The sequence below is a fragment of the Betaproteobacteria bacterium genome, from assembly GCA_016720065.1.
GTDB lineage: Bacteria > Pseudomonadota > Gammaproteobacteria > Burkholderiales > Rhodocyclaceae > SSSZ01.
In genome coordinates, this window is sequence record JADJXY010000002.1 from 689041 (window position 1) to 710590 (window position 21550).

Below are 21550 nucleotides of genomic sequence, written 5' to 3' on the forward strand. Positions count from 1 at the left end.
AGGTCGCAGTCGCAGGATCTGAAAACCCCCTGCCAGGCAGCGACGAGTGAACCCAGACAGGCGGGCTCATGCCAGCCCTGGGCAAGGAGAATGCCCGCGTACCCGGCTGCAGCGCGTGGTGCCGGCGCAGGGTGGGGGGCCCGGCGCTGCGGCGCAGGGGAGCGCGGCGGGAAAAGCGATATTCTCGAAGGCAGAGGGATCCCGGGCGGCGATGCGGACCTCATGCCCCGCCTGCGCGAGGGCCGCCGCCAGCGGGGCGATGCGGGCCGCATGCCCCCGGTTGAGCCCGAGTTCCCAGGCGAACAGGATGCGGCCCAAGGGGGCCTCAACGCAGGTAGGCCGCTTCGTTGGAGAAGGGCACCAGACCGCCGACGCCCTGGCCGGTAGAGAGGAATTCCGACCAGGAGACCACCGATTGCGCCGAGGCCATGCTGATGCCCCCGAAGTTTCCGTGCCGGCCGAAATGGAAGGCCAGCCCGCCGCCCAAGGCGTTTTCCGCGCTCCCTTCCGCCCCAGCTTCCAGCAGGGAGCGGGGGAAGCTCCAGGCCTGGAGGCCGGGGGATTCGAGCTGGGCCGCGTCGAAATGGTCGACCAGATTCTGGAAGTCGAAGCGGGTGACGGGCGCGGATTCGGGCCAGTTCGCCGCCGCCATGAGGGCCGGGGCGATGATCTGCAAGGAGGTGATGCCCCGGCGGCTGCCGGCGGCGTACCAGTCCTCGAAGGTGAGGCTGTCCTCTTCGCCGACGCCCAGGACCAGATCGTTGCCGGAGCGCGAGAACCAGAGGTCCGAATCGAAGGACACGCCGCCCAGGCTGACGCTGTCGCCGCCATCGCTGCCCAGGACGATCCGGTCGTGGCCGTCCCCGGTGTTGAAGGCCACCAGATCGTGGCCCGCCCCCAGGGAGAGGCGATCGTCGCCCCGGCCCCCGGCCAGGAAGTCGTTGCCGGCCCCGCCGGTCAGCGTGTCGGCTGCCGCGCTGCCGGTTTGGAGGCTGTTTCCCCCGGTGCGCAGGGTGGCGCGGCCGTCGGCGCTCACCGTGCCGGCCGCGATCTGTCGCCCCTCGCGGTCGCGCACGTCGTAGCCGGCTGAACCGTCCGCAAGCCGCCATCCGCTGCGGTTCGTTCGGTCAGCGCTGTAAGCGTTGCTGTAGGCGGTGGAGGAACCATTGGTGTAAGTGGTGGTGATCAGGGACGCCCCCTCACCCGCTCCGGAATCCGACTTGTCGTAACTCATGCGGGAATCCGAGCGGACCACGAACCCGGTGGAGTGAGTGGCCCCGCTGCGGGCGTCGAAGTCTTCGATCTGCTGGCTTCCGTCGCTGCCCTGCCGCACGCTGTGGTAGGAACCATCCGCCGTACGCATCTCCACCGACTCGTAGCGCACCGTCCCGGCGGAGTAGCTCAGGGTACGCTCGCGGCTGCCGTCCTCGAAGTAACGCTCCTGGCCCGCAGTGCCGTTGCTCCGGGTCCAGGCGTCTGCAAGGGGGCGGCCCTCGGCATCGAAACTTCGCCAATGGGTTTCGCCCAGCGCGCTACGGGAAAAGGTGGCGTAATTCCCGTCGCAGGTGTCGAAACTCCCGATGAGACAGGCGCCGCCGGCGATGCCCCCCTGGAAGTTGTGGACGATGGCCTGGTCGCCCTGGGTGCCGAATTCGAGCACCAGATCGTTCCCGCTGACCCGGGCATGGATGGAATCGAGGCTTACCCCGGCGCCGAAGCGGATCATGTCCGGGTCGGCCCGGGCCGAGGTGTACAGGTGGCTGGTGCCGCTGCCCAGCCCCAGATAGAAGGTCTGCCGCCCGCTGCCGGAGGCCAGGGTATTGTTGGCGCGGGCGACCAGGATGCCTTCCTCGCTGCCGCCCTGGACCCTTTCCCCCGCGGTCATCGCCCGGCGCACCACGCCCTCGTCCTCGCCGGCGAGGGCCAGTGACGTCCAGGCCCCCCAGCCGGCCCCGTCGTCGGCGCGAATCATCACCGTATCGGCTTCCCCCGCCACCATGGCCAGGAAGCGCACCCGCTCGAGGTCTTCCGCCGCCACGACGAAGCGGCTCTCGTCCGGGATGAGGCCATCGAGCAGCACCCGCCCTTCGCCGTCGCGCCGATCGAGAAACTCGAAGCGCTGAATGGCTGCGCCCACCGGAGACTGGGCGCTGAAATACCGGGCCAGCAGGACCGGGATGAAATTCGCCGCCGTTTCCTGCGCGGGGGCCAGCACCGTGGCGCCCGTGCGGGCGGCCAGCCGGCTGCTCGTCCAGTCGCTCCAGCGCCCCCCGTCGAAGGCCCGCAGTGAAAACCGGTTCTCGCTGCCCGCGCCGCCGCCGCGGTAGCTCAGGACGTTCAGGTCGGCGGCGGCGATGTCGAGAAGCGCACCGGCTTCCTGCACCACCCCGTCGAGGAGCAGGACGCCATCGCCAGACCCCTCCAGCCGGACCTGGAAGCGGGCCAGGCCGTCGCCATCCGCGTCGGCCGCCGTGAGCAGGCCGGCCACGGCAATGGTCTCGCCCGCCTGCACGTCGCGCCCGGCCAGCGCCACCGCGGGGGTGAAAGCGTTGGTGCGCGCGGTCGCGCGGGCGATCAGGGCGTCCCGCGAGAGCACCGTTCCGTCCGCAAAACGGAAGCGCTCCACCCCGATCCCCGCCTCGCTGCTCAGACCCGTCCAGCCTGGCGGCGGCGGAGGCGCGAAGGCCACCAGGATGTTGCCCTGTTGGTAGCGGATCTGCAGCAGTTGCAGGCCGGGGTTTTCCGGATCGTCGAACACTGCGACGCTCAAATCCTCGGGACGCACCCCATCGGGAAGCACCAGGGTGTCGAGGGGAAAGCCGCCGTACATCATGAAATCCGCGTTGGGGGCCGGGTCGCCCGAATCGTGGATGACGGTGAGGGACTCGCCGTCCAGGGGCGCGTAATAGGTGTCTGCCCCCCGGCCGCCATCCAGAAAGTCATGACCGCTGCCGGCGGCCAGCACGTCGTTGCCGTCGGTTCCCACGATGTGGTCGTTGCCGCCCCCGGCGCTGACGAAGGCGCCCATGCCCTGGGCGCGCAGGGCGGCGAAGGAGGGCATCCACCCCCCGCCCGAGAGCCAGTCCCCCGCCTCGGCGGCGCTGGACCCCAGGTTGACGTCGTCGTCGCCGGCTCCCAGGCGCAGGGTGCCGAAGAAGGGGCTTTCGGCGAGGACCGTGTGGTCGGCGTCGTCCCCCGTCAGGCGATGCAGGGTGATGTTCCGTTCCACCAGGGCCTGTTGCACCTCGACCGTCCGGGTGCCGGAAGAAGACGCGACCGTGAGGGTCTCCTGGCTGCCGGGGTAGCGGACCAGATAGCGGGAAGAGACCCCGGCGCCCCCCTGGAAACGCGGGTCGAGTTCCGGGTGATCGCCGGGCTGGAAATAGAGGGTCTGCCCGCCCGCGACCCCCACGTGGCCCAGGAAGCTCACCGTCGCCCCGGAGGCCACGGGCGGCAGCGAGCCCAGGGGGAGGGAGACGATCCTGGATTCGCCGGGGAGGGTTCTGCTCAACGTGTAGCCCGGGATGGGATAAGTCACCGTCTGGCGCACCGTGGTCACTGCGACGTCATCCTCCAGCGAAGGCGAGAGGCGCGTCTCGCCGGCGGCGAGGGCAGCGCTGTCCTGGGTAAGCCCGCCAAAGCGGTAGCTGCCCACGGGGACGGAATACCCCAGACTGGGAACCTCCACCCCCTCGCCGGCGTCGAGGCCCGCCAGACCGCCTACAGCCGTACCCCGGCGCCCCCGGGTCTGGAGATCGGCTGCCAGACCCGCCGCGAAGGCCGCCTCCGCCGCCGCCACGTCGGCTGCGTAATCGCCCGCCGCGAGTTCCGACCCCACCCAGTCATCCAGCAGGCGGGCGCTGCCGTCGCCGCCCAGCACGACCCAGCCGCGTTCTTCGGCCGGGGCGGAGAAGTACCCCGCCAGGGTGGCCAGGGTGTCCCCCGAGCGCGCCGCCAGCAGCAGATCGTTCCCCGCCCGGGTGACGGAGAAATCCGCCAGCGCCAAGGTTTCCGGCAGCCAGAGCGTCGCCGAACCGCCTCCGGCCCCCTGCAGGGTGGCGGAAGTCCCCGGGGTCAACACATAGCGCGTGTCCTGCCCCGCGGACCTCATCTCGACCACGCCCGGGCCGCTCACCAGGACGCAATCGTCGCCCCAGGCGGACAGGGTGTCGTGCCCGCTGCCCCCCACCAAAGTACTCCCCGCCCCATGGGCTTCCAGGAGGGCATCGCCACTCCCTCCCAGGAGGACGGCGCCCACCCCCCAGGCGGACAGGGTATCGTCGCCGCCGCTGGCGGACAGGGTATCCGCGGCCGTGGCGCTGAACACGAAGTTCCCCCCGCTGCGCACGAGGGTGGTGCGCTGGGCCGTCCCGCGCTGCAGGAGCTCGGTGAGGGAAATGTTCTGCCCGTCGGCGAAGGCAAACGTCCCGGCGGGGGCGGCGAAACCTCCCTCCAGCAGCACGCTGCCTTCCCCCACCTCGAGGAAGAGCGCCGGGCGCCCGTCGCTGCCGGAGGTCGCCCGGGCGGTGATCCCCTCGGGCCAGAGGCCTTCCCCGAAGACCATCCGGTCCCCGGCCATGAAATCCTGCACCGTGTCATCGCCCAGGCCGTCGATCACGAAACTGTCCTGCCCCGCCCCCCCGGCCAGGACATCGTCCCCGGCGCCGCCGATCAGGGTGTCGTCCCCCTCGCCGGCCAGGATCGTATCCCTGCCGCCGCCCCCCTCCAGACGGTCGGAAGCCGGCGTGCCCCACAGCACCTCATCAGCCTCCGTCCCGGCGTAGCCGTCCCCCAGCAGTTCCGCCAGGCCGAGGACCGAACCATCGGCAAACATAAAACGCTCGATGGGCGCCGCCAAAGGATTCTCGGGCGAGACCCCCTCGATCCACACCTCACCCCCCGCCCCGTCGTCCCCCAGGGCGACCACCAGCGCATTGCCTTCCAGTCGCACCCGCAGGTCGGCGGCGGCGATGCCCGCGCCGAAGCGCAGGGTATTGGGCAGGGCCGAACCGGCGGCATCGGTGCGGGGACTCGTGTCCACCAGACGATCCCGCCCGTCGCCCCATTCGAAGGCATAGGTGTTGTTGCCCCCATTGCCGACCAGCACGTCGTCCCCCCGCCCGCCCCGCAGGGTGCTCCCCCCGCCGCTGGCCACCAGGGTATCGTCCATTGCTCCGCCCACCAGATCGGCCCCGGCCTGGGGAGAAGTCTGGCTGGCGTCGAACTGACCAAAACGGGCGATCATCTCCCGGTAGCCCAGGCTGGAGCCGTCAGCGAAGCCGTAGGACGCCACCGCCCCCGCGAATCCCCCCAGCACCAGGACGCGATCCTGCCCCTGGCTGAGAAGGAGGGCCTCGCCCTCCCGGGTGATGAGCAAATCCCCGCTTCCGGTTCCCGATCCCGACCCCACCCCCTCCAGAACGACGCGGTTCCTCCCCAGGGCATCGTCCACCGTATCGGTCACCCCCAGGGCGTTGGGCCGGCTGTCGCCGCGCAGGAAGACATACACATCGTCCCCCGCCTCGCCCCGCAGCACATCGGCGCCGCTGCCGCCGCTCAAGGTATCGTTGCCTTCGCCCCCGAACAGGCGATCCTCCCCCGACCCCCCGGCGAGGACATCCTGACCCTCCCCCCCAAAAAGCCCATCGTCCCCCGCCCCGCCGTCGAGGACATCGTCCCCGGACTGCCCCGCAGGCGTCAGGGCGCCATCGCCCTCGAGCCTGTCGTTGCCGCCCCCCCCGAAGAGGGTGTCCGCCCCGCCGCAGCCCAGGAGGAGGTCGTTGCCCGTCCCGCCAATGAGGGAATCGTCCCCGCCGCGCCCGGCAGCGGCCAGATCCCCGGTGCCGCCATAGACCGTATCCGCCCCCGTCCCCCCAAAAACCGTCGTGCGGCCGGCACCGCCGATGACCAGATTGCTGCCGTTGCCGAGCAGGATCGTGTCCTGGCCGGTTCCGGCATAGATGACGTTGTGGCCGGAGCCGGGCACATGGATGCGCACCTCCCCGGCCGATCCCACCGCCTGCTGATAAGCCACATTCCCGTCGTAATTCTCGGAGAGGAGGGGACCGCGGCCATCGAGCATCACCCGGCCCCAGTCGATGGTGATGTCCAGAGGATTGACAGAGGAAGCCGTCACCGACCACCCCAGGGCCGTGACGTCATTGGGGACGAAGGCCTCCACCCCGGAGACGAGAAGGTTGTTGCCCGGCCCCAGGACCGCCACATGGTCGCCGTTGCCCAGCAACAGGAGATCGTTGCCGGGACTCCCGACCAGGGTGCTGTTGCCATTGCCGGTCAGAAACACGGAACCGGGCCGGCCGGTGGCAGAGGCGCTGCGGGCCTGCTCCAGGGCGGTGGCGAGATCGGCTTCCTCCCCGGCGTAAAGACGGCTGTTGCCGTCGAGGACGAAGAAGAGATCCTGCCCCCCATGGCCGATCAGGACGCTGTTGCCATGCCCGCTGCCCAGGATGTCGTTGCCCGTACTGCCGGAGATGAAGTTGTTGCCCGAGACCCCCTGCGGATTGCGCCAGGGATCGGTAAAGATGGGATCGGCACCGGCGCGGACCTCCTGGTTGCCCTCGGCCAGGATGTAGCCGGTATAGACCACATCGGGAATGCCGGTCAGGGTGCGGTGCACGGTTTCCTGCGGCACGGTATCGGGCAGCGGATCGACCAGGACCGGGGCGCCGGGGAGGGTGATGCCGAGGGCGCCGGAGGTCCATTGGGTGAGATAAGCGCCGATGCCCGCCGAACTCTGGAGGGTCAGGAAATCCCGTGTCGCCCCATTGGAATCCACGGCGGTGGAGAGGACGTAGTTGACGACCACGTTGCCGACGGTCTGGCGCCAGACGCGGGGCCCGACGTAGGCGATGGCCCCGGCGGCATCGCCGATCACGACATCGCCCAGACGGATGCGGCCCCCGCCGTCGGCATCTTCGATCCAGTCCATGCCATCGCCGGCGATGAGGGTGTAGGTGTCGTCCCCCAGACCGCCCGCCAGGGTGTCGCTGCCCCCGCCCCCCCTCAGGGTGTCATCGCCGGCGCCGCCCCGGAGCAGGTCTGCTTCGGAACCGCCTTCAAGGAGATCGTCCCCGGCACCGCCCAGGAGGGTGTCACGGCCTTCGCCGCCGAGCAGGGTGTCGGCACCGGATTGGCCTTCCAGCCAGTCGTTGCCCTGGGCACCGGAGAGGGTGTCGTCGCCGGAGGCGCCGTAGAGGTGGTCGGAATCCCCGCTCCCCTCAAGTTGATCGGCGGATACGGCGCCAAAAACAATCTGATGATCGTGGAGGCTCAGGCCGTTGCCGTCGATTTGCAGGGTTAATGGCGATCCCCCCGCGAGTCGGTGCGAGAGATCGATAAAATCCCAATTGCCTTCAACCGTATCGCTATCCCATGGGTCGGTGTACGGTTTGTCGCCCGCAGAGATCGGCAGGTCGTTGTCGTCGCGCTGACCGCTCGCGTACTTGAGTTTCCAGGTCAAAAACGCCGCTCGATCCTGAAGGTAGAGATCGCTCAGTTCACCCGTATCGCTTGCGTCGTCGTAGCGGCTCAGGGCCTCAGCGTCGTACAGCCCGTCTGCGCCTGTGATCACGAAGGGATTGGCCTCGACCAGCGCGTATCGGTAGGCGATGTCGGTCCGGGCCCGTTCAACCAGGGTATCTACCCCGATATCAACCAGGGACTCGATCCGCACACTGCCCATCGCTCCGCGATAGGTCGTGCTGTCCTGAATGGCCTTGATCGCATCGTGCAACGCGTCTCTCGCGCTCAGATCTGCGTAGCCGGTAGCGGAGATCACCGGGGCAAGATCGGGAGAGCTTCCGAGAAACAGTTTGGCCAGCGTGTTCGCCATGTTCTCGAGGGCGTCGGCATCGTAAAGATGATTTCCTGTCGCAGCCTGGGCTGTGATCCCTGAGGCAATCAGCGGGCCAGAACCCGGAATGCGGCTGGCGACAATGGCAGTGGCCGTGGTGCCAACCCAGTCGGCTGAGGAATAGGGCAGGCTGTCGTCCCGGTCCGCGCTGGCCTTCATGATCGCGGTAAAAGCCTGCAGGCCAAGCTGTGGGTCGAGGGCCTGCAGCAGGTTGGCCAGCGTGAGCGAATCGATGAGCGGTGTGATGCTGTGCGTTTCCCCGAAGTCGCCAAAGAACGCTCGAGCCGACGTGGGCACAGCCATCTCCATGATGCCGAGCCCTCGCGAAGCGGGCAGGTCTTCGACCCAAATCCTCGTCGGGGTGACGTGGTAGCCGCCATTGGCGACCATTTCCGGATCCCAGAATTCGCCGTGCCCGTAGAGTTGAGTCGTGTTGGCCAGGGCAAACTCGAAAAGGCTGCTGCTGAAGGCATTCGGATCCCGCCCCAGAGAACCGTTGCCCGTACTGGAAAGCCAGTTTGTGGTGGCATCGATCAGGCGCTGGGTGCCGATGCCTCGATATCCATCCTGGGCATCACCAACGCCGGCACCGAGGGTCAGGGTGCCGATGGCGGCCATGGCAGCTTTATGCTTGGGACGCTCGTACAGATTGGCGCCCAGCAAGCCGGTGGGGTTGGCCGATGCTTCGTCCCGCAATGTGTTGCGCACGCTCTCCGGCAACCCAAACCACCAGTCTGGCGTGCCTGTTCCGTCCCAGGCCATCATGTCTTCATAGAGGGCGATGAGGAATGCAATGTCGCCACCGGTCGGCGGTCTTCCACCGTCTGCATTGATGCCGCCCAGCCCGGCTGCGTTGTAGTGGTAGGTGTGAGCGATTTCAGGGCCGTGGAGCAGCGTGAACGCCGCCGAAAGCTGCGCGCCCAGGCTATAGCCGGTGACATTCAGGGTATGGGGTGCCTGGGCGAAATCAAGTACCGCGGCGCTGGTGCTGGTTTCGAATTGCCCGCTGGCGTTGTTGTAGGTGCGTCCGGCCTTCAGTTCGTTGTAGAAGGTTTCCATGCTGGACAACTGGGCCAGGGCGAAGCCGGCGCTGTTGACATCACCATCCGCCGCTCCCGCCCCGTCGCGTTCCCAGTCCCCCCCTTTGCTCCGGTCCTGGTATTCCGTACTGCGGAAGGAGAGGGTGTATTCGTCGGGATTGTTGCAGTTGCGGAAGAGCGTGGCGGAAAAGCCGCTGGCGTCGTTGGCGTAGTGGGTCACCAATTCGTAATTGGTCGTGAACCACTCAAATTGAGCGCTCGTCAGGCGGGTGGCGCCTTGGCCGTTGGGGTTGTGCTCCGGGTGATTCACACCGCTGCTGAGTATCGTCTTCAACGAATACACTGTGGATCCGGGGGCAGCCTGACTGCCAGGATCTCCAGCAGAGGCCCAGGCATCCCAACGATCGAGATAGCTTTCGCACACGGATTGCAGAATGGCATTGTCGAGCCACGCCTTGACTGTCGTTTCCATTATTTCCCCCACTTGGACAAGTCTTTGAATTCAACCGGCGGATTTGCCTGAAAGAAGCGTTCGTTGAGGTCCGGGACTGGCTGAAGGACCTCGCGTACCAAATATCGGTATTCCCATTCCTTGCCCTTGCACCAGCGGGCGTTTCCCCACCAGATTCGGGATGGGGTGTTCTCGTCCCGGCCGCTCAGTTTGAAGGCCCGCTTGACGGCGAGCACCTCGTGTGTCTCCAGATCGACGATCAGGTACTCGCCGGCGCCGATGGAATAGCGCCGGTCATGAGGCCGCTTGATCCCGCGCCAGGTGAAGCCGTAACGGGCGCGGCGCTGCTCGTGGTGCTCCTTGGCAACGATAAAGGGGAGGATGGCCATTTTTCCATTGCGATCACCGGCGTCGACACCGTTCTTATAGCCGTCGGGTGGGTGGTCGTTGCGACCGCGGAAGTAGCGGATGACGGATCCCGGGGGATCCGCAGGCTGCTCGAGATAGGCGTATTTCCCGGAGGGGGGTTGGACCAGCTCGGCCGGTGCCCTCCAGCCGAGGGTTCCGGTATCTCCGGAGCCAACGCCAGTTGGCTCCTCCAATCGGTAACGGTCGTAGTCGATTGGCGTGCCGTAGATGCTCCGCCGCGGCCGCATCTGAAGCACCCCCTCGACATTCTCGACGTGCCGAAAGACGAAATCCCCGGCCTCGGTTTGGCACAGGTGCTGGAAATACTGCTCCGAGACGTTTGGCTGGCCGGGGATCAGGGCGCGAAGGCGGGCTGTCCAGAAGCGGAAGGGAACGGGTTTGGGGACGTCGTCGGGGAGTTTCAGGGCATGGGCGTAGTCGTAGGCGGCCTTTTCCACCGGATCGCTGGGGATGTCCCAGCCCTGCTCCTCATAGAAGAATCCCGGAAGATCGAAGAAGGCGTGGAAGAGGACGAGGCCTGCGACGGCAAGGCCCAGGCCAGCAAAGGGCCGCCAGCTGCTCCGGCGGGGAACGGGTGGTGTCGCTTCGGTCATGGGGGAGGTCTCGCGCAGATTCCGATATTCCGAATTCTGGCCGAATCTAGCGTTTTGTCATCACGCTGTATATAGGCAGAACGTGATATATCAATATCGCGTTCGCATTCATCTCGGCGTTTCGCTGAGAATGTTGCGGAGCCCCGACTGAAGCCGCTTCCTTCAAGGCTTTTCGGGCGTTACCACGCAATATTTGGCGCGGCTCAATAGGCTGGATTACCATCTGACCCATGCCAGCCACATTAGATAACCAGCTCGTCGTCGCCCTCTCCGCTCGTGCCCTGTTCGATTTCGTGGAGTAGAGACCGGCAACAAATGCACTGAAAATGGATGCCACGAGGTACAGGCGCGGAGAGCGGGGGCGCCTGTGTCTACCGGTGGGCGTGGCATGTTGAAGTCCTTCTGCCTTGTCCAGATCACCCTTGTTGCCATTGGAGTTATTGTCAAGATTCATGCGCGCATCGTCATCTGCGCGCTGTGATCGCTTCCCTGATTGGCGGCTCTGGCCACCAACCAGACAGCATCGAAGCGCAAGGTATTGGGCAGGGGCGTTCCGGTGGCATCGCTCCTGGGACTCGTGTCCACCAGACGATCCCGCCCGTCGCCCCATTCGAAGGCATAGGTGTTGTTGCCCCCATTGCCGATCAGCACGTCGTCCCCCCGCCCGCCCCGCAGGGTGCTCCCCCCGCCGCTGGCCACCAGGGTATCGTCCATTGCTCCGCCCACCAGATCGGCCCCGGCTTGCGTGGACGTCTGGCTGGCGCCGAACTGACCAAAACGGGCGATCATCTCCCGGTAGCCCAGGCATCCCGTTATACACAACTCACTCCGCGTAGTCTGACTGCCCGATGGCAGCCATCCGAGTAGTTGACAATATTCGTCGGGTATACCCCTTGCTTGCCCATTGCCATTTTCACGAGGAGTGCGCAATGGCAAACTGGGCTGGAGACGAATTTGGCGGGGCGAACTTGGGAGATGGGCGGTTGAACGCAAGGCTGATCAAACTGGCGACACGCTTTTCTGAGCGGCCGATGGCGAGCATCCCGGGGGCCTGCGGGGATTGGGCGGAGACCCAGGCGGCGTACCGTTTCTTCGATCAGGCCAGTGCGGGCAAACGCGGATTGAACTGGCAATCGATTCTTCAGCCGCACATGGACTGCTGTACCGGGCGCATGGCGCAACACCCGGCCCTGGCGGTCTATCTGGTCGTTTCCTGGCGCTTGGCAAGATTGATCCGAATGGGACGCATCCACCCGGAGTGGTCGGCCGATGTGTTTTTCTCTGAAACGGAATGGGCCGGTGCCTTTATCCTCAACAAGAGGAAGCCTCCGCTGACATTGCCGAAATGTCCGCCAACCGCATGGAATACTTGATTGATCTTGACCGTGAGGGGCTCAGCGTCGGTAGCAAGGGGGGGGCTTCCAGTGAGGAGTTTTTCCAGAAGTTGGATGCCGCGCGAGGGCGATCTGGTGTTCCCCCGCGCCAAGGAAAATTCGGCGCTGTCGGACATGAGCCTGACCGCCGTCCGGCGGCGGATGAAGCGCAGCGACATCACCGTGCATGGTTTTCGCTCCACCTTCCGCGACTGGTGCGCGGAATCGAGCAACTTCCCGCGCGAGGTCTGCGAACACGCGCTGGCGCACAGCCTGCCCGACAAAGTAGAAGCCGCCTACCGGCGCGGCGACCTGCTGGAAAAGCGCATCCAACTGATGAAGGCATGGGCCGACTACTGCGCCAAGCCGGCGGACACCGCCAGCGTCACGCCCATCGGGAGCAAGCGCAAGGCGGGCAAGCCGGCTACGGCATAAAGATTCGCGCGGAAAAGATCAGGCCGCCACCAGCACCGACACCAAGCCAGTCACATGATTCGCCGCCTTCTGGCGAATCACGATCTCCACGTCCCGGTCGAGTTGGGTAATGAAGTGCAGCAGGCGCTCGGACGAAAACCGGCTGAGTTTGTAATGCCGCAGCTCGGAGACGTGCGGCTGCGGAACGCCGAAAATTCCGGCAGCGGCCGTCTGGGTGAGCTTGCGTTCCTTGATCAGATCGTTGAGGCGCATCGCCAGTTGCGTGCGCAGCTTGCGTTCGTCGGCATCGGCAAAACCGAGGTCCTTGAACACATCGCCCGTGCCCACATCCACCGGTTCAGTCTTCTTTGCCATAGCGCACCTCGTAGTCATTGCGAGCCACTTTCAATCGCTCGTGAATCATGTCGACATTCGTCCTCGCGGTGCGGATGCCGGAAGGCGATTTTTTCTGAAAACAGTGCAGCACATACACCGCCTTCGCGAACCGCACCGTGTAGGCCACCGGTATGTATCGCCCCGGTAATCCTCGACCAACTCGAACACCCCCGGCCCCTCGCCCTTCCAGGGCTTTGCTGCGGGCGGCTGGCCACCCAACTGAACGACGCCAAGGCCGTAGCCGAATTCATCAACCACGTCGCCGGGAAAATCCAGCAGATCTCGCTTGGCGGAACCGACCCAATGCAGTGGGCGCTCTTTTCGGGGAGAAGAACTCATGGCTGAAGTATACCGTATTGGGTATTACCTGGAAACCTTCGTGGAGAAAGCGCCTCGTCAGCTAAAGTTACCCCGCTTCCGGCCCAAGCCGGCCGTCGAACGGAGGCAACTCTGGCGACACAACCTGCCGGGTCAGAACATCGGCCGAGCAGCCCAGCGGCCACCTTTGAGTGGCCGTTGTCATTTGTGACGCCGCCGCGCCAGCGCCGACTTTCAGCCAACCCCCAGAATCCAGCCCTCGACCTCCGAAACAGCGCATTGCGGGGGTGATAACTCCGGTTTGAGCGCGACCTGCAAGCGACCTCAGGGTGGCGTGGGTAAAATGTGGGTAGGCGGAAACTAAAAACCCGCAAAGCCTGTAGCAGTGCGGGTTTCAGTGCCATTACTGGCGGAGACGAAGACCACTCAGATAGCCGATCACACTGTCTCACCTGATTTCAATTCAGGCCGGAGCTTATCACCCCCCAAAAATCCAAGCTATCAGCCCGACCCAAGCCATCTCAGAACGTCTCACTCCCAATGATGGGGGTGGCGATGGGTAGCCCATCTTAGGTCGGGTACACGCCACCTGCGGAAAGAAAATTTTCACAGCGAGGGCGTTGTAGAGGCCTCCTCATCCGTATTACTAGTATACGGGTGACCGAAATCCAATGCTCTCCAAGCACACGCAAGAGAGTGTAGCGATGACAAGAGCCCGTCGAGATTCCGTGGCGTGACAAGAACTCTCGCGGCTAGGTTTGCAGAGCGAGGCCGCCTTCGCCTCACCACGGAAAAATTTCAATCTCGTATTTCGTGGTGGGTGATTCGATGGGTAGCAATAGCAGAAAAGAACTTGGCGCTCTCGCCGTCTCGCAGATCAAGCGCAGGGGTATCAATTTTGTCGGGGGCGTCGCCGGCCTCGGCCTCAACGTCACGCAGACCGGCTCCCGTAGCTGGGTTTTGCGTTATCAGGTCGCCGGCATCCGCAAGGACATGGGACTTGGAGGGTATCCCGACGTAACCCTTGCCCAAGCAAAGGAATTGGCCCGGGCTGCCCGGATCAAGCTGTCTCAGGGCATCGACCCGATTGAGGAGAATCGTGCCGCACGCAGGAAGATGATTGCCGACCTTGCCGCCGCGATCAGCTTCAAGGAAGCAGCGAAACGCTACATCGACAGCCAAGAGCCAATCTGGAAGAACAGCAAGCACGTCCAGCAATGGCGAAACACCATCGACACCTACGCCGTCCCGAAAATCGGTGCTCTGGCGGTGGGGGACGTTGCCCTAACTGACGTTCTGGCCGTACTCGAACCGATCTGGCGTAGCAAAACCGAAACGGCCTCTCGCTTGCGTGGCCGGATTGAGTCAATTCTGGATTGGGCGGCGGCGCGAGGGTATCGGACTGGATCGAACCCTGCACGCTGGAAGGGATTGCTGGACAAGATTCTTCCCGCCCCCGGGAAAATCGCCAAGGTCGATCATCATCGCGCTTTGCCATATTCGGATTTGCCAGCCTTCATGCTGAAACTTGCGGAGCAGCAAGGCATGGGGGCTCGGGCATTGGAATTTGCCGTCCTGACCGCCTGTCGTTCCGGCGAGGTACGCGGTGCGACTTGGGACGAATTCGATCTGCAGAGTGCCACTTGGACAATTCCTGCCAATCGCATGAAAGCCAAGAAGGAACACCGGGTTCCGCTTTCGCCGAGAGCATTGCAGATCGTTACGGACTTGGAGAAGGTAGCCTTTTGCGAGTTTGTCTTCCCCAGTTCGCACCAGCCGAAAATGGGGAGCACCAAAGGTGCCTCTCTCTCCGATATGACCTTGGCCGCCGTCCTGCGCCGCATGGACGTTCCGGCTGTCCCGCATGGTTTCCGCTCTACCTTCCGGGATTGGTGCGCCGAACAGACCGACTACCCGAACGAGGTCGCCGAAATGGCATTGGCCCACGCGATCAGCAACAAGGTGGAAGCGGCCTATCGCCGTGGCGACCTATTCGAGAAGCGCAAGCAACTAATGCACGACTGGGAGCAGTATGCCTCGTCGCATCGTGGCTCATAGCGATACCGCTATTGAGCCGATAAAGATTTTCAACCCGTAAGGAAAATTGCCATGAGCAAGAAACGCAATCCGATCCAGAAATCCAAGCGCCATACGAGCAGTGGCTCCTCCACGAATTATAGGAGGCAGCAGCCTAAACTGACTGAGGAGGAGCTTGATGGTATCAGGGGAAAACTGTCCCCTTATACCCATAACCCCCTCATTCGGCGGCTGTACGCAGCTTTGATGCCGAATTAACCCGCCAAATTGCTACACCCCCGAGGCGCGGCAACAAACCAGCATCGGGGGCCGATCTTCATTGTCAATGTCATGCGCCGTAAGCCCACAGGCCCTCGCCGGGTGTTGCAATATCAGGCGTCATCGCTATAATCCGCCTTACTTTGCATGCGGCTCCGGCCTCGTAGCAATTTACTAAATACTCTCGTCCTTACCTTGCTTTTGCATCGAGGTGACATTCCATGTCCGAGAGTATTTCAGGTCAGCCCTACGGCTACATTCGTCAGAAAGACCTGCTGACGATCCTTCCCTTCTCCCCCGCAACGCTTTGGCGCAAAGTCAAAGCGGGTACGTTTGTCCAACCGGTGAAGCTTTCAGCCCGCATTACTGCGTGGAACAAGGCCGAAGTCTATGAATGGCTGAAGCAGCAGGAGGGTAAATAATGACTACCCGTGACCCGCTTCGCCTCAGTGTCGTCGCGAAGGAGAAGGAATTCCAGTTGTACCGCGCCAGCGATTTTCCCGATCTGCCCGAAATGCTGTGGTTGGTGGAAGACATTTTCCCCGAGCAGGGGCTGCTGTGCATGTATGGCTCCAGCGGTGTCGGCAAATCGTTCTTGTGCCTGGACTTGGCAGCCGCTGTCGCCGAAGGTGTCGATTGGTTTGGTCACCCCACTCAACAGGGCGACGTCGTGTATGTTGCGCTGGAAGGGCAAGCCGGTTTGCGCCTGCGTGTCAAAGCTTGGGAGACCTATCACGGTCGGCCTTTTCCCTCGGGGGTGCGCTTCGTATTCGATGATTTCTTTATCAACGAACTTCAGGAACCCCGGCAGCTTGGCCTCAAAATTCTGCATGGCAATGGATCGGGCGATTATTGTGATCCCGTTTTGGTGATCATTGACACCTTGAATCGTGCCGCCCCGGGCTCCGATGAAAATTCGTGCGCCGACATGAACGGCATTATTGCCGGCGCGACGATGCTCAAAATGACTACCGAGGCCGCTGTTCTGCTGATTCATCACCCCGGAAAAGATGCAACCCGGGGCCTCCGTGGCCATTCCAGTTTGCATGCCGCATTGGACACTGTTGTCGAAGTTGATGAGGACGGCGAAGTGATTCGCTGGCGGCTCGCGAAATCCAAGGATGGCGAAAACGGTATCAGCCATGGGTTCAAGCTGAAGACGGTCGAATTCGGTGTCAGCAGCAGCGGCAAACCTCGCAAATCCTGTGTGGTGGAATCGGTTGAGGGCTACGTTTCGACCAAACCCGCGTCGCGCCCGGCGGGCGCCCATCAGCAGGTAATCTTGGATGCTGCCCGTGAATTCTTGATCCAGCATCGCGTTGAGCGCTTCAACGTCGATTTTCCGGATGCCTCTTTCGTGGGGATGCCGTTTAATGATCTGCTGAACTTGGTCTGGGACAGGCTGCATAACGTCCCGCAGTCGCATCGGAAGGACCGCGCTCGGCAGGCCCTAAGGCGGCTGTGCGAGATGGGTTTCCTCGCTGTTGACGGCGACTACATCACGCTGCCGATGCCCGAATAATTCCATGTAACCGCTACCTCTTACAACATCTCAAGGAATCACCATGAAAGCTCTGAATTCCGCTGCATTGCAATTCGTGCAATCCAAAATCAATCGACTTCCGACTGGTCGCTACGAACTCTCGGATATTCTTGCTGATGACTGGTTGAGTATCGATTGCCCCTATGAATACGGCAAGCAGTTTCGGCGGGCAATTTCCGCTGGACGCCTGAAGGCCATTAAACCTGATGGACGTAAGTCGAACAATCATTTGGTATATCAAGTTCTGCATTAAACCCGGGTAATGCCGACATCGCTGATGATTCGATGTCGGCATTATCGAGTGACCTCATTTCATCTGATCAAGGACACGTTGCACCAATACGTCAATACGCCTTGATGTATTAGCCCGGCCAATCATTTTGGCCGAACGCTTATCTCCGCCAATCTTTGAATCGGCAACCGAGAGAATAGGTGCACCATCTATGTCATGCGTAATTTGGTTTACGCCTTGCATGCCGAGATGGGTGATTCGCACCGATCTTGCCCCTGCATGCAGAGTTACGCGCTCGGCAACTACGCCGGCCCTCTCCCCGCAAAATATGACTAGATCGGATATATCGGCGAGTTCGACGTTCAATCGGCTGATATTGTCGTCTTGCCTAACCTCCGCGACGCTTGCTTCAGTGCGCCCTGTGCTAGCTTTGTACTCGACCCCGGTAAAGGCATTGGTGACCGTAACATCGCTCCGGGCCAAATCGGCAATTCCGATCAGAGGCCCCAGTTTTGCCAGTAGCAAGTCGAGATTTTTACCTGTCGTACCTGACGCGGGCCTCATGCTTTTCTCCTCCCTGCTACCCGGGCAAGACAGAACAATAGCAACCTCCCTTTTTCGCCCTCGCTCAAAATGGTAAGAGCGGACTGAATTGGCCTCGATCTCATCTGCAACACTTGGCATAGCAACCTCGCATATATTGGAGCAGGCGATTCTGTACCATATATGCAGGTGCGTAAATGCGGCTAACCGGTCAAATTGCCCCGCATGCGCGGCGGGGACAAGACACTGATGAAAGCTTTCGGATTGGAGCTGAGTTCGCTCCGGAAAGCTGCGCGCCTATCGCAAGAGGAGCTGGCCTATAGGGCCAAGGTCAATCGAACCTACGTCGCCAAACTCGAACTTGGCGAAAACCAGCCCACCCTGACAAGCATGCAGCTTTTGGCAGAGGCATTGGGGAAGCCGCTACCGGAAATGATCGCGAACGCCCTTGAGCGCTACGACGCTTTGACCGAGATTGAGCAGACGTAGCCCTCGGGTTTGGGGGCGGCTATTTACCGTTGCTCCCGTTACCACTAGGGATTGGGGAGGACGGGAGGAGCCTGACTACAGGAGAAAATTCATGAGCAATACGAAGGCAAAATGCGAGCGTACCGGCAGGCTTATCCCGTTATCGGAGGGCGCCTATGTGGCAGCCCCGGGAACAGGGGAATGGGCATTTATCGCAGCAGACGCGCCAGAACAGTCGAGCGACTACTCGGTAGCAGTCGCCAGCCTCAGCAAGTCGCCAGAGGCGTTGGTGGATTGGGTGGCACACCTGAATGAGAAATCGTGGTTCGATCCGAAGAAGCTGGCCGATTTCTTCACCCGCTTCCGCAAGCAGAACAATCTGTTCCACGTCCTCTGACCCAAGTTCCCGCCGCCCCCGCTCCCCCTAGGGAGGGGGAGGCAACGGGAAGGGAGAAGGTCACTTCGGCTTGGGGGAGTGCCGATCTATCAAGCTCTGTACCTCCCTCCATGCCAACTCCTCAGCTTGGGGGCGGGGGTAGTTGGCTTCGTACTCAAGGATTCCGGCTCTCTCCTCGAAATACTCCCTCGCCCATTGGGGGAGACTCTCCACCAATTTCGCCAACTCCGGATTGGAGGGAGTGACATACGGGCTCACCCCACCTCCAGTCCCCGTCGCGCTTCCCCTTTAGGGGTAGCGGGAACAACGGGAAATCCGGTTACCAGATACCCCGTTCGCTCATTCCCCTTCCCGTTGCCATCCCACCCTAAGGGTGACGGGAGCGCCGGGAAACTGTATCGGCTCATTCCGGGAATACTGCAAACACTGAGCAGATGTGTTGAGTTGCACGCAAAACTGACCCGGGATTTGCACTGAAATCTGACCCACCCGAATGAGCCGAAGTATGGCTCAGGTCATTGCTGGATTTCTAGTCTTCACCTCCTTGCTAGCCTTGGTTGAACTGTTCTTGAAGCGGTAACTTTCGTTGCCGGTTTCGACGATATGGCAGTGATGGGTCAGCCGATCGAGTAGCGCAGTGGTCATCTTCGGGTCGCCGAATATGTTGGCCCATTCTGAGAAACTCAGGTTTGTCGTGATGATCAGGCTGGTCTTCTCGTAGAGTTTGCTCATCAGATGGAATAGCAGGGCGCCGCCGTTCTGACTGAAAGGCAGGTAGCCCAACTCATCAAGAATCACCAGATCAGCATGCACCAGTCGATGGGCAATCTGTCCTTGTTTGCCGGCCAGTTTCTCCTGTTCCAGCGCATTGACCAGATCGACTGTCGAGAAGAAGCGGACCCGCTGATGGGCATGCATGATGGCCTGCACACTGATGGCGGTGGCCAGATGGGTCTTGCCGGTGCCAGGCCCGCCGATCAGTACGACATTGTGGGCAGAGTCCATGAACTCTCCTCGATGCAGATGACGAACCAAAGCTTCATTGACGACGCTTTGCGTAAAATCGAATCCCGACAGATCACGGTAAGCCGGGAAGCGGGCAATCTTCATCTGGTAATTGACCGATCGAACTTCCCGTTCCGCCAGTTCGGCTTTGAGCAGACTATCCAGGATTGATTGCGCATTCAGATAGGCTGGCGAACTCTGGGCCGCCAGTTCCTCAATGGCTTGTGCCATGCCGAAGAGCTTCAACGACTTCAGCGTGGTGATCATGGCCTCAGGCAACATGACGTACCTCCCTCAGACTGTCGTAACGCGTGACGTTGGCCTGTGGCTCGATCCTTAGCACCAGCGCCTGCGGCGCATCGATTGGCGCCGGTGGCGGCAACTCCACCAATCGTCCGAGCAGATTGAGTACATGCTGTTTCGAGGCAGCCCCCGCATCAAGGGCCATCTCGACCGCTGTCAGTACGGCTTGCTCATCGTGATGGAGCACCAGGGCAAGTATATCGACCATTTCCCGATCACCCCCTGGCCGTTTCAGGAGGGCTGACTGGAGGCGCTTGAAGCCGTCGGGGAATTCGGCAAAGGGTGCGCCATTTCTTAATGCACCGGGCTTGCGTTGCAAGACAGAGAGGTAGTGCCGCCAGTCGTAGATTGTGCGACTGAAGTCATGTCGCCGATCGATGATGCGCGGGTGCTCGGCGATCACGTTGCCTTCGGCCGCCACCACGAGATGATCGGCATAGACCCGCAGGCTGACCGGCCGGTTGGCAAATGAAGCAGGAACGCTATAACGGTTACGTTCGAAGTTGATCAGACAGGTCGGCGAGACGCGTTTGGTATGTTCGACGAAACCATCGAAGGGGGCTGGCACGGCCATCAATTGGGCCTGCTCATCGATCCAGGCTTCAGCGACAGTGCCGGGCAATTCAGGGTGACGCAGTTCTTGCCACAGCGTCAGGCAGCGCTGTTCCAGCCAGGCATTGAGGGCATCCAGATTCTCGAAGGCGGGTGCACCTTGCCAGATGCGATGCCGGGAGTCCTGGACGTTCTTCTCGATCTGCCCCTTCTCCCAGCCGGAGGCCGGATTGCAGAACTCGGCTTCAAACAGGAAGTGGCTGACCATGGCCTTGAAACGGGTGTTGATGTCTCGGGCTTTGCCTTTCCGGATTCGATCCACCGCTGTCTTCATATTGTCGTAGATGCCGCGCCGGGGAACGCCACCCACGACCCGGAAAGCATGGTTGTGGGCATCGAACAGCATCTCATGGGTCTGCAACGGATAGGCCCGCAGGAAGAAGGCCCGGCTGTACGAGAGTTTGAGTTGGGCCACCTGTAGTTTGGTCTTCACGCCGGCAATGACCGCCCAGTCTTCGCTCCAGTCGAACTGGAAGGCTTCGCCTGGAGCAAAGGTCAGCGGAATGAAAGTGCCACGACCGGTCGTTCCGGCCGCTTCCTGCTGCGCTTGTCGCCAATTCCTGGCGAAGGCAGCGACCCGGTCATAGGAGCCTTCATAACCCAGAGAGGTAAGGTCGGCATAGATCTGCCGCAGATTTCGCCGCTGCTTGCGATTCTTCTTCGCTTCCGTCTTGAGCCATGCGGCCAACTTCGGCGCAAACAGATCAAGCTTGCTCGGGCTATGTCGATCAGGATATTTCGGCTCGACGATGCCGGTGCTCAGATACTTCCGGATCGTGTTTCGGGACAAGCCCGTTCTCCTGGCAATTTCACGGATGGCCATGCCATCCCGCAGGTGCCAGCGCCTGATTACGCTTAATAACGCCACGTCGATCACTCCTGATTCCCCCGCTCGTTCCCGAGCAGGTCAGTGTCTATACGTGGGTCAAAATTCGATGCAAATCTATGGGGCTAGTGGGTCAGTTTTGCGTGCAACTCAACAGAATAGGCAGTCCCGGCGGGATAGCATCACTCCGTCTCACTACGTACCATCCGAAACGATGGGTGGAACGATGGGTAGAAAACAAAACGGCACTCCGAGGAGTGCCGATTTGCTTATCGCTGCGAGCAGGATACCAACATAGTTGGCGGAGACGAAGGGATTCGAACCCTTGATGCAGGTTTTGCCCGCATGCTCCCTTAGCAGGGGAGTGCCTTCGACCTCTCGGCCACGTCTCCGTCGTTCAGGCAAACGAGGCGCGGATCATAGCGGCTCCACGCCCCGG

General features: G+C 62.3%; 14 protein-coding genes, 1 tRNA gene and 2 pseudogenes. 8 read left to right on the forward strand and 9 right to left on the reverse strand.

Features of this window, described 5'->3' with window-relative positions:
* Positions 1-325 precede the first annotated feature (325 nt).
* The 3 genes from IPM73_06435 to IPM73_06445 all read right to left on the reverse strand — a co-directional run bounded on the left by IPM73_06435 (position 326) and on the right by IPM73_06445 (position 11208).
* A complete protein-coding gene (locus IPM73_06435; protein MBK8917682.1) occupies positions 326-9247 on the reverse strand; it encodes a hypothetical protein in 8922 nt (2973 codons plus the stop codon).
* Positions 9248-9384: 137 nt separating this feature from the next.
* Positions 9385-10386 carry a hypothetical protein gene (locus IPM73_06440; GenBank protein ID MBK8917683.1) on the reverse strand — a complete coding sequence of 334 codons (1002 nt, stop codon included), beginning with the start codon at positions 10384-10386 and terminating at the stop codon, positions 9385-9387.
* Positions 10387-10836: 450 nt separating this feature from the next.
* A complete protein-coding gene (locus tag IPM73_06445; GenBank protein ID MBK8917684.1) occupies positions 10837-11208 on the reverse strand; it encodes a hypothetical protein in 372 nt (123 codons plus the stop codon).
* Between the two features lie 107 nt (positions 11209-11315).
* On the opposite strand from IPM73_06445, the gene IPM73_06450 reads away from it, so the two are divergent.
* Both IPM73_06450 and IPM73_06455 read left to right on the forward strand, forming a co-directional pair.
* Positions 11316-11759, forward strand: a complete 444-nt coding sequence (locus IPM73_06450) for a hypothetical protein (GenBank protein ID MBK8917685.1) — start codon at positions 11316-11318, stop codon at positions 11757-11759.
* Between the two features lie 96 nt (positions 11760-11855).
* Positions 11856-12119, forward strand: a pseudogene (locus IPM73_06455) (integrase).
* Between the two features lie 93 nt (positions 12120-12212).
* On the opposite strand, the gene IPM73_06460 reads toward IPM73_06455, so the two are convergent.
* Both IPM73_06460 and IPM73_06465 read right to left on the reverse strand, forming a co-directional pair.
* A complete protein-coding gene (locus IPM73_06460) occupies positions 12213-12548 on the reverse strand; it encodes an XRE family transcriptional regulator (protein MBK8917686.1) in 336 nt (111 codons plus the stop codon).
* Positions 12532-12908, reverse strand: a pseudogene (locus IPM73_06465) (type II toxin-antitoxin system RelE/ParE family toxin). The gene IPM73_06460 and the pseudogene IPM73_06465 overlap by 17 nt, the downstream one beginning before the upstream one ends.
* An 807-nt stretch (positions 12909-13715) precedes the next feature.
* On the opposite strand from IPM73_06465, the gene IPM73_06470 reads away from it, so the two are divergent.
* The 4 genes from IPM73_06470 (at position 13716) to IPM73_06485 (ending at position 16978) form a co-directional block, all read left to right on the forward strand.
* The gene (locus tag IPM73_06470) at positions 13716-14945 is read left to right on the forward strand and encodes an integrase arm-type DNA-binding domain-containing protein (protein ID MBK8917687.1); all 1230 of its coding nucleotides are present in this window, start codon (positions 13716-13718) and stop codon (positions 14943-14945) included.
* Positions 14946-15403: 458 nt separating this feature from the next.
* Positions 15404-15604 (forward strand): AlpA family phage regulatory protein, encoded by a 201-nt coding sequence (locus tag IPM73_06475; protein ID MBK8917688.1) that lies wholly within the window; start codon positions 15404-15406, stop codon positions 15602-15604.
* Positions 15604-16704: an AAA family ATPase gene (locus IPM73_06480; protein ID MBK8917689.1), complete on the forward strand. Its 1101-nt coding sequence runs from the start codon at positions 15604-15606 to the stop codon at positions 16702-16704. The genes IPM73_06475 and IPM73_06480 overlap by 1 nt, the downstream gene beginning before the upstream one ends.
* Positions 16705-16747: 43 nt before the next feature.
* The gene (locus IPM73_06485; GenBank protein MBK8917690.1) at positions 16748-16978 is read left to right on the forward strand and encodes a hypothetical protein; all 231 of its coding nucleotides are present in this window, start codon (positions 16748-16750) and stop codon (positions 16976-16978) included.
* Positions 16979-17032: 54 nt separating this feature from the next.
* Here the strand turns inward: IPM73_06485 and IPM73_06490 are convergent, their stop codons facing one another.
* Positions 17033-17521 (reverse strand): hypothetical protein, encoded by a 489-nt coding sequence (locus IPM73_06490; GenBank protein MBK8917691.1) that lies wholly within the window; start codon positions 17519-17521, stop codon positions 17033-17035.
* A 204-nt stretch (positions 17522-17725) separates the two neighbouring features.
* On the opposite strand from IPM73_06490, the gene IPM73_06495 reads away from it, so the two are divergent.
* A complete protein-coding gene (locus IPM73_06495; protein ID MBK8917692.1) occupies positions 17726-17989 on the forward strand; it encodes a helix-turn-helix transcriptional regulator in 264 nt (87 codons plus the stop codon).
* Positions 17990-18080: 91 nt separating this feature from the next.
* Complete coding sequence (locus IPM73_06500) at positions 18081-18365, forward strand: hypothetical protein (protein ID MBK8917693.1); 285 nt, start codon at positions 18081-18083, stop codon at positions 18363-18365.
* A 510-nt stretch (positions 18366-18875) separates the two neighbouring features.
* Here the strand turns inward: IPM73_06500 and IPM73_06505 are convergent.
* The 3 genes from IPM73_06505 to IPM73_06515 all read right to left on the reverse strand — a co-directional run bounded on the left by IPM73_06505 (position 18876) and on the right by IPM73_06515 (position 21503).
* Positions 18876-19652: an ATP-binding protein gene (locus tag IPM73_06505; protein MBK8917694.1), complete on the reverse strand. Its 777-nt coding sequence runs from the start codon at positions 19650-19652 to the stop codon at positions 18876-18878.
* On the reverse strand, positions 19642-21162 hold the full coding sequence (locus tag IPM73_06510; GenBank protein ID MBK8917695.1) for an IS21 family transposase: 1521 nt from the start codon (positions 21160-21162) through the stop codon (positions 19642-19644). Before IPM73_06510 ends, IPM73_06505 begins: the two co-directional genes overlap by 11 nt.
* 248 nt (positions 21163-21410) lie before the next feature.
* A tRNA-Ser gene (locus tag IPM73_06515) sits at positions 21411-21503 on the reverse strand.
* Between the last annotated feature and the right edge of the window lie 47 nt (positions 21504-21550).

Excerpts from the sequence above, each read along its gene's own strand:
- IPM73_06475 (MBK8917688.1), top strand. The coding sequence starts at position 15,404 with ATGTCCGAGAGTATTTCAGGTCAGCCCTACGGCTACATTCGTCAGAAA.
- IPM73_06470 (MBK8917687.1), top strand. The coding sequence starts at position 13,716 with ATGGGTAGCAATAGCAGAAAAGAACTTGGCGCTCTCGCCGTCTCGCAG.
- IPM73_06440 (MBK8917683.1), bottom strand. The coding sequence starts at position 10,386 with ATGACCGAAGCGACACCACCCGTTCCCCGCCGGAGCAGCTGGCGGCCC.
- IPM73_06485 (MBK8917690.1), top strand. The coding sequence starts at position 16,748 with ATGAAAGCTCTGAATTCCGCTGCATTGCAATTCGTGCAATCCAAAATC.
- IPM73_06480 (MBK8917689.1), top strand. The coding sequence starts at position 15,604 with ATGACTACCCGTGACCCGCTTCGCCTCAGTGTCGTCGCGAAGGAGAAG.
- IPM73_06495 (MBK8917692.1), top strand. The coding sequence starts at position 17,726 with ATGCGCGGCGGGGACAAGACACTGATGAAAGCTTTCGGATTGGAGCTG.
- IPM73_06505 (MBK8917694.1), bottom strand. The coding sequence starts at position 19,652 with ATGTTGCCTGAGGCCATGATCACCACGCTGAAGTCGTTGAAGCTCTTC.
- IPM73_06460 (MBK8917686.1), bottom strand. The coding sequence starts at position 12,548 with ATGGCAAAGAAGACTGAACCGGTGGATGTGGGCACGGGCGATGTGTTC.
- IPM73_06490 (MBK8917691.1), bottom strand. The coding sequence starts at position 17,521 with ATGAGGCCCGCGTCAGGTACGACAGGTAAAAATCTCGACTTGCTACTG.
- IPM73_06450 (MBK8917685.1), top strand. The coding sequence starts at position 11,316 with ATGGCAAACTGGGCTGGAGACGAATTTGGCGGGGCGAACTTGGGAGAT.
- IPM73_06500 (MBK8917693.1), top strand. The coding sequence starts at position 18,081 with ATGAGCAATACGAAGGCAAAATGCGAGCGTACCGGCAGGCTTATCCCG.